This window comes from Vibrio sp. V39_P1S14PM300, assembly GCF_009904765.1.
Taxonomy (GTDB): Bacteria; Pseudomonadota; Gammaproteobacteria; order Enterobacterales; family Vibrionaceae; genus Vibrio; species Vibrio proteolyticus.
The window spans coordinates 1-7,107 of sequence record NZ_WXWP01000399.1 but is presented as its reverse complement, the minus strand read 5'-3'; the positions used below and the strand labels follow the sequence as shown (position 1 = coordinate 7,107).

At 43.0% G+C, this 7,107-nt stretch carries 5 protein-coding genes; all 5 read right to left on the bottom strand.

Going from position 1 to position 7,107, the window contains the following annotated elements; all coding sequences use genetic code 11:
• Nucleotides 1-42: 42 nt before the first annotated feature.
• Nucleotides 43-543, bottom strand: a complete 501-nt coding sequence (locus CAG65_RS20855; RefSeq protein WP_161454867.1) for a DUF4411 family protein — start codon at nucleotides 541-543, stop codon at nucleotides 43-45.
• The gene (locus CAG65_RS20850) at nucleotides 540-1,673 is read right to left on the bottom strand and encodes an ImmA/IrrE family metallo-endopeptidase (protein WP_161454866.1); all 1,134 of its coding nucleotides are present in this window, start codon (nucleotides 1,671-1,673) and stop codon (nucleotides 540-542) included. The genes CAG65_RS20855 and CAG65_RS20850 overlap by 4 nt, the downstream gene beginning before the upstream one ends.
• Nucleotides 1,674-2,031: 358 nt before the next feature.
• A complete protein-coding gene (locus CAG65_RS20845) occupies nucleotides 2,032-2,733 on the bottom strand; it encodes a M48 family metallopeptidase (RefSeq protein ID WP_161454865.1) in 702 nt (233 codons plus the stop codon).
• 31 nt (nucleotides 2,734-2,764) lie between these two features.
• A complete protein-coding gene (locus tag CAG65_RS20840) occupies nucleotides 2,765-6,136 on the bottom strand; it encodes a type I restriction endonuclease subunit R (protein WP_161454864.1) in 3,372 nt (1,123 codons plus the stop codon).
• 100 nt (nucleotides 6,137-6,236) lie between these two features.
• On the bottom strand, nucleotides 6,237-7,107 hold an 871-nt coding region (locus tag CAG65_RS20835; RefSeq protein WP_161454863.1), incomplete at its 5' end, for a restriction endonuclease subunit S.

The following is a 7,107-nucleotide window of genomic DNA, read 5'->3' as shown; positions in this document are numbered from 1 at the left end:
AGTTGAATGAGTATATACCACGGGTAAGATGGTTTGGTGTATTTAAGCTGCTGGGATCATCACAAATTGAGCTTCTAACTCATGAAGTAGTTCAAAAGTATCGATGTACGCAACACCAAAATGTTCACAGACATTAGGGATTAGTATTTTACGCTTAATGTTGCGATCTGCCTTTTCATGAGTGACTATTTTTGCACCAGTAGTTATGGCTTTGGCAATTAGCCAAGGATCTGCGCCTCGAAGAAATTCTGCCTGCGCTCCATTTTTCATTTCAGTAAGAGACATAACATATTGAACAACGTTAGCATAAGCTATCTGTGTTGGAGCGTCATCATTAGCAATAAATAGATGGGAATGATCCTTTGCCCACAGCGCCAGGTCATCATCACCATTCGTCAGCTCATCCTTTATAAACTCAATGCTTGCAACCCCAGATTGAGTATTGGATTGTAAGATCCACTGCCAATAGCCTGGACATATAACCATAGAATAGTAGCGGTTTTTAGCTTCGATAAAGGTGTTCGCATCCAGCAAATAGTTCATAAAGCAAGTTTTCTCGCATATGTTTTTATGTTGTTTGGTTTTATACCTAAAAGGTTGCTAGCATCTCGTAGCAGCATTCTTCCACTCAAAGCTTCAGCAACAACAGCACTAGAGAAAAGCTTACTGTTCTTTGCTCCAGCGTTAACATTGAAGTTGCCTTGTCCGCCTTTCTTGTTTCTAAAGGCATTTAACTCTGCTCTGTAGTACTCCCAATAGGTTTCAGCATCAATAACACGGCAATCTAAAGCTCTTTTGGCAGCAGCAAGTTTACTAACATGTAGCTGGGCGTTTATTTCTGTTAGATTGGCTACAAGGCTGACTTGATGGTTCCATATACGGTAGAACGCTTCTTGAGGAACAAGAAACTCACCAGCAACTGCATTGCAGAATTTTTCTTCTTTTGCGTGAGAGTGTTCTAAGTCAGATATACCACTACTGCCTATCCATAAGTGAGCTAACTCATGTATGAGTGTAAATAAACGAGCTGTAGGAGCATCGGAACTGTTAATGAAGATAACAGGAGCGATATCATCGCTTATCGCAAAGCCTCTGAACTCAGATACTTGAAGCTTTCGCCTTGTGTTATTTCCAACGATGCCGCTTCTCATAACTAGAATTCGAGCAGCTTCTGCACCCTTGAGGAGTGTTCGGTGATATTCTTCCCAACTTCCTTTTTGTGGAAGAGGGACATTAAGAGTCTTACGAATATCTTGTGCCACATCAAACACAGAGTCTTTCACGCAGTATTTTCCAATGAAAGGTAAATAAGGTGCTTCAAGTTTGATAAGGTAGTCTCTATACCACTCCTGTTTGAGCATCACTTGTCTGATGATCTCTTTCATATCAACAGAGACTTCATCTGTGCGTCTATTTGCTACTGTGCGTAGATCAGGTATAGGCAACTCCTCTTGTGGAGGTTCTGGTAAGAATAAGTAGCCGAATGGGATATTAGTCACGTTGGCAATATTTTGAGCTTGCTTGAACGTAGGTCTAGTTTCGCCAGACTCCCACTCCACAACCTTGCCCACATTTTTAACGTTTAACTTACGAGCAAGAGCATCCTCACTCAGGCCAGCACGTTGTCTAGCCCAAGTCACGATTCTTGGATTAATTAAAGCTTGCTCTGCCATTTTCTTTTCAACTGTTTAGTTACCACACATAAATTATACTGCGCATTATACAAATAGACTCGTATTTGAACAGTCGTACATACGAAAAACTAGAGCTAGACAAGGGCGCTATGTGTAGTTATGCAACGATTCCATCCAACAGAAAATGGATCGCATCGAAAAGACTTTTATGCAGAAACGTGCTCGAAAGTTCCGATTCGCATAGGCTCATGACAGAGAACATTGTTCTCGCTAGGTTCCTAAAAGATGAAAGTTATTCAATTAAATTAGCGAATAAAAAGTCGTGAGTAGAGGGCGAGTGAAAGATTTAGAGCAATGAGCAGTGCCTCCTGACATTTTCAAAGTGCAGTAGACTTCGCTAGATCCCCATCCCAGAACGCTCTACCTCTTCATGCAGCTCTTTCCAGTCAGGACAATACTTGGCGACTAGTTTCCAAAAGTTTTTGTTATGGCTTTTTTCTACGGTATGACATAGCTCATGAAGGATTATGTAATCCATCACCTTATTGGAAAACTCCATGCAACGAGGGTGGAACTCCAGAACATTGTTCTCGGTGCAGTTAGCCCAACGTGCATCAAACTTTTTTATGTGGAAAGTTGTGGCTTGCATACCCGTTTCCTGCTGCCAATAGCGTAAGCGAGAAGCAACTTTCTCTAGGGCTTTCTGTTTGTAGAAACGCTCCAACGCTGGTTTGAATCGCTCACGGCTGACGAAGTGGCCTTCGGGAGAAAGAACTTTAAAACGGCTTTGGTTAAACTTCACTTCTACCGTCGATAACTCTGGCGCAGGGATCACTTCGCAATAGAAAGAACGACCACGGTAAGGTGCTCGGCTACCTGTGACGATTTCTTCTTTTAACGGTTGATTGACTTCCGCTAAGCGCTCTTTGATCCACCTTGCTCTATACCGAATCAGCTCTCGTTGCTCGTCCTCAGAGGCACTTGGGCCTCTTAGAAGAACAGTCTTCCCTCTTTCTACAGTAACGTAGTGGTGACTGAGTTTTGAGTCGAGCTTAAATTCCCACTCAATTTCAGTTGTACCGTATTGAAAAATTGGCATGTGTTTCTTTCGTCATTGATGAAGCAAAGGCTCAGTTGTTCAGCATAATACTGAAAATTTCAGCAGAGTGCTGACGTGCTACAGTCATATCCCAGCCGCCAAGACCACGTAAAATCGTTCTGATTGTTTTTTTGATCTCATTATGAATATCAGTCTGCTTTTTCCATATCGGTGACAACATGACTTCAGCGATATCAGGGTGGCTAAAGATGCCTTTAGTCCATGCTAGAGCTTCAGCTTCCTCTACTTGCTTTTCCAAGTAGTTGAACACGGCTCGCTCTGTTGCTGTTCCCAGGCCCATTTCAGATGGCTTGGCATCTTTATCACGAACACGCTGAGCAAAAAGCTCTAGCTGTTCTAGGAATAGTGCTTGTTCAATACGTCCTTCACGTTCATCTTGGATAAGCTTTTCTAGCTCTTCTTCCAAGTCGCCAAAGAAGGCAGGATCTTTACCTTTCCCCGTTTTAATGGTGTGCTTGAGTTTGTTCTTCATGACCAACGCTGCACTCCCTGCACTTTTCTGTTTGCGGAGTAGATCCATATCCGCAGCATCCAGAATTGAAACTTCACGGCCTAGCAAGCTCTTAACTTCACTCGCTTCTATATGCTCGTCGAGCATGTTTTTAAGCAGCTCAGATTCAGATGTGGTGATGCGAACCGTATCTGAACTCTCAGGCATTTTGTTGCGCAGTTGGAGTTTTATCTCATTCAGCACTTTGAAGTAAGGCTGATATTTAGATGCGCGTTCGTCGGGTAACACGATATCTAAGCGGCTATTGAATCCAGCGAGAGCAACGAGGAAGTCTTCAACAATATCTAGGCGAGTATCTGGGTCTAGGTAGAGATCGGCATCCTCTTTGTAAGGTTCAGGCTGTTTCACTGGGTTGTGCTTTTTCGGAAGAATGTCTAACACTTTTGTCAAAGCAGATTGAAGACGTGGTAACTCTGCTTCGACGTCCGTCCACACTTGGTCGGGTTGTACGTCACCACCATAAACTTTCAGTGCTTCATCTAGGTACTCAACCACACCGAAATAATCTACAATGTAGCCTGCTTTCTTGCCTTTTCGAGTTCGGTTTACACGAGCAATAGCCTGAAGCAAAGTATGTTCTTTTAGCGGTTTATCCAAATATAAAGTGCTGACAATAGGCGCATCCCAGCCAGTTAACAGCATGTCAGAAACGATGATTAACCCAATGTTGTTAAACTTGGTTTCTTCTTTGGTATTAGCGGATTCATCACCATAAGGCAGCTTAAATTCCTCATTCACCAAGCTTGGGATCTTTTCAGATGGTACGGCTATCGGTGTTTGGCCTTGTTTGAGTTCCCGCTTGATACGCTCTTCGATAGTTTCAAGTTTTGAGGTTGAGCCTGATGCATAGTGAGCTTGTTGTTCACTAATACCTGTACGCTTATCTGTCATACTACCGAGAGAGATAACCACTCGGCTTTCAAAGGTCGGCAGACCTTTGTTTTGACGCTCCTGCATGATTTGGTTCAGTACGTCTTTATAGCGAACAGCCATATCACGCCCGTCACATACCAGCATGGCTTTAAAGCCGCGAGGTTTCACACTTGATAGAAAATGTTCGACGAGATGGCGAGCATTCTCCTCAATACGACCGATAGCACCACGACGTTTTTTGAGTAACTCTTGCTTTAGCTTTTTCTTACGGGCTAGAGGCTCATTACCAAATTCATCCTCAAAAGCTTGTTTTAGCTTTCCGTCGCTACCCCATTGCGCCATACCTTCAAGATATTTAATAGGCAGTGTCGCGCCATCTGCAACCGCCTCGTCGAGGCGGTAAGTATCGATGTACTCTTTACCGCCGAATGTACCCAAGGTTTCTTTATCGTCTTTAAAAAGCGGGGTGCCAGTAAAAGCTATGAACTTCGCATTAGGTAAAGAAGCACGCATGAATGCAGCAAGGAATCCATACTGGCTGCGGTGCGCTTCATCAACCATCACGAAGAAGTTGGGCTTGGTACTCAGAACACGAAAATCAACTTTCTCTTCGCTAACGAGTTCCCATTTGGCTTTTTTAGGGTTGCCATTAGCATCAGTTTGACCGTGAAGAACATTGTTCTCCTTTAAAATCCAGCATTGTTCTTGCCCAGAATCATCCTTCCTCAAAACGCGTCTGACACGACTTTTAGAGTCTGCAATGGAATCCTCATCTTCAGACTCTTTTGCGGCCTGTATCTGCTTACCATCGCTTTCTTGAAACTTTTGAACGGTCGAAGTGAAAATGGTGCCGTAGTCATTGCTGAGCATGGCTTCTAGACCCGCGACGGAGTCTGCTTTAATCGATTCAAGGCCGACATTAGTAAAGGTATTGTGGATCTGACGGTCAAGGTCAGTGCGGTCGGTAAGAATCAAAATACTTGGGTTATTGAAACCAGAAATTTCGGCTCGCATTAAACGGGCAAGCAGCGCCATCGTCAGTGATTTACCACTCCCTTGCGTATGCCAAACTACGCCGCCAAGTTCTTGGCCTAATAGCTGTGGGTCTTTACCCTGTAGACGGAGTAGCGTCTTCTCTACGGCACGCCACTGTTGGTAACGTGGCAGCTTCTTGATCATGACGCCTTTTTCAATTTCATACATAGGGTAGAAACAGACTAAACGCACGAAGCGGGAAGGCTCGAATAATGCCCACAGTAGCTTATCTTGCTCTGTAGGGTTCTTTCCTAAATGATTCTCTAATTCGGTAAGAACAATGTTCTCATCAGGCTTTTTCGGATCAAATTTGTAAGTCAGATAGAACTGTTCTGGCGCATAGATAGCGCCATACTTGGCTTGGCTTCGATTAATGGCGGCACAAACCATATTAAAGGCAAAGTGTTGAGTGAAAGTGCCTTGGTAGCCATCAATTTGTGCAATGCCTTTGCTGAGCTTAATTGAGCTGTTTTTACACTCAATCAAGCCAAGGGGTAAGCCATTAATGAATAACAGCAAATCTGGCTTAAAAAGTTCATCGTTGGCATTTTTGCCAACGTACTGATCAACCACATGGAATGAGTTACCCTCGGCACCTGTTTGGTTGATAAAACGGATGCTACGAGGCTGACCATTTTTGTCTTTTTGTTGCAGATTCGATTGAAACAGAACATGCTTCCAGAACGCATGGTTAGCCAGCATTAAGTCGCTGTTATGTTCAAACCATATGTCTCTGAGCTGTTTAATCGCTTTGTTTGCTCCGTTCGGAACCTCGGCCAGCCAAGGGTTAAGGGCGTGTAGTCTGTCAGTTAGAACAGATTCCAGAATAACAGGCTCGGTCTTGTGTGTTTGCTCTACATCTCGACCTTTAATGTGCTGATAACCAAGAGTTTTTAACCATTCAATCGCTGGGCGTTCTACCCCAAATAGCTCTGGATTCGATGATTCAGCCTGACCTGACATACCTTATTCCTTTATTTATTGTTATTCATTTTTATTGTTCATTTAAATTACGTTTTTTGCTTTTCAGATGCCTTCGCTTGAAGGCATCATAGAGCGATCGCTAAGCGGCTTCAGTTTGTTCAACAGGAACTCGCCATTCACCTGTAAGTAACTTTTGCATCAAGCCTTTTTTGAGTTGCTGGGTTTCGGCTTTTTGTTGCTTAAGAAGACCTAACTTTGCATCCACACACTCTAGAATCTTGGCAATGCCTAACTGCTCGCAGAACGATGGGATTGGTAGTATGAGTTCAGATACAACTTTCCAGTCAGCTCTGGGCATCTTAGTACCACAAGACTTGTTTGCTTCATTAATAAACCTGTCGCTTTGTATAAAATAAAACCAAAAGTCATTGTGAAGTACTTTATTATCAGTTGTTTTCATTACCCAAATCTCTGAACTACACACTCCATTGAAGTTCGGCTTTGCGAACTTCTTGAGGTAAGGGCGAAGTTTTCCAAACAGTACGTCACCCTTTGCAAAACAGTTTTTTGTACTAGCGAGTTCTAACGAGTTAACAGTACCAAGTATTTCACCACTTCCTTGCGATAAATGCTCTAGTTCAATACAAGGCAAGCTCTCTGTTTTTATCTTGGGATCATACTTGGGTGACTTTATTGAAACTAAAGATTTTACGGGTGCATATTTCCAGGCTCTTGGAATCTTACCAAATGGAGAATCCTGAAACTCAGCATGCGGTTGCCAGTTTCCATTCTCGTCCTGAACACCGACACCTTCTGAAAATAGCTTTTGCATTAAGCCTGTTTTCAGCTTTTCGGTTTCTGCAATTTTCTGGTCGATAAGGTCGATTTTTTTATCCACAGTGGATAAAACTTCTGCGATTTTTTGTTGTTCTTTTTGGTCGCTTGGAACTTTTAATATTTGAGCATAAATGTTATTTCGGCTCAGGCTGGGAACACCTGTAGCTTCGTTC

What these genes read in the sequence shown, in the direction of transcription:
- CAG65_RS20850 (WP_161454866.1), bottom strand. Translation starts at nt 1,673, where the DNA reads ATGGCAGAGCAAGCTTTAATTAATCCAAGAATCGTGACTTGGGCTAGA.
- CAG65_RS20840 (WP_161454864.1), bottom strand. Translation starts at nt 6,136, where the DNA reads ATGTCAGGTCAGGCTGAATCATCGAATCCAGAGCTATTTGGGGTAGAA.
- CAG65_RS20855 (WP_161454867.1), bottom strand. Translation starts at nt 543, where the DNA reads ATGAACTATTTGCTGGATGCGAACACCTTTATCGAAGCTAAAAACCGC.
- CAG65_RS20845 (WP_161454865.1), bottom strand. Translation starts at nt 2,733, where the DNA reads ATGCCAATTTTTCAATACGGTACAACTGAAATTGAGTGGGAATTTAAG.